General features: G+C 44.1%; 2 protein-coding genes. One reads left to right on the forward strand and one right to left on the reverse strand.

Features of this window, described 5'->3' with window-relative positions:
* Positions 1 to 152: 152 nt before the first annotated feature.
* The gene (locus R7Q47_RS26405) at positions 153 to 542 is read right to left on the reverse strand and encodes a VOC family protein (RefSeq protein WP_005481479.1); all 390 of its coding nucleotides are present in this window, start codon (positions 540 to 542) and stop codon (positions 153 to 155) included.
* Between the two features lie 181 nt (positions 543 to 723).
* Here R7Q47_RS26405 and R7Q47_RS26410 point away from each other — a divergent pair.
* Positions 724 to 1,051 (forward strand): peptide-methionine (S)-S-oxide reductase (locus R7Q47_RS26410; protein WP_318090278.1); only part of this gene is annotated, 328 nt, incomplete at its 3' end.

Raw genomic sequence — 1,051 nt, forward strand, 5'->3', positions numbered from 1 at the left:
TGACTTGAACGCGTTTACGATCATTCACTAATTGCAGAATTTCATTTTGTCTTGGGTTCACAGGTTCGCTCCTTATTGATGAGCTTGCAGTATACGCCCGAATACTTTCATATGAAAGCAGCCTGTGAACAGGGTCAATAAGCTAAGTCGCGTTAAACGGTAAGCTCAATACGGTTGCCATCTGGATCTAATACGCAGCTTTCGTAATAACCATCGCCAGTGTATCTCGGCCCGTCAATCCTTTGATAACCATCTTCCACCAAGGTTTTGGTTATTTGGTCAACGGCCTGCTCTGATCCTAATGCGAAGGCAAAGTGTGCCAACCCTGTTACTTGCATCGAGTGAGAGTTTTCACAGGTGGTCACTCCTTCCATCGACATCAACTCCAATCGAGCACCACTTTCAAACGAAAGAAAGTAAGACGAAAAGTGCTTCTTCGGATTGTGGTATTTATCGTTGGATACGGCGTTAAAATATTTCTCATAAAAGCCTTTCAGCTCTTCCAAACGCTCTGTCCAAATTGCGACATGTTCTATTTTCATATTGGCTCTCTTCGTAAGTATTTGTGATTCAATAATTGCTGGCATTGGCATCAAATCTAACGAGGACGACTTGAATGAAAAAGAGAGCAAATCACTGCAACCTTGTTCCTGTTTTATGGTAGGAGTTGTGTTTGCATGACGGTGTTGTCCATAATGGCGCAAAATTTTACAGGATAAAATGATGGAAGAGATTTACTTCGCAGGCGGCTGCCTTTGGGGCGTACAAGAATTTATGCGCCACCTGCCGGGCGTAATCAGCACCGAAGCTGGACGCGCAAATGGCAAGACGGATAACACTCAATCTGAATACGATGGCTACGCAGAATGCGTTCGCACCGAGTTTGATCCAAGCCAAGTGTCGGTTGAAACCTTAATGGGCTATTTCTTTGAAATCATCGACCCATATAGCATCAACAAGCAAGGGGACGATGTTGGTGAAAAGTACCGTACCGGCGTATACAGCCATGATACCAAGCACCTTGAAATCGCCAAATCGTTTATAGCAACAA

The sequence above is a fragment of the Vibrio sp. Vb0349 genome (genome assembly GCF_033338975.1).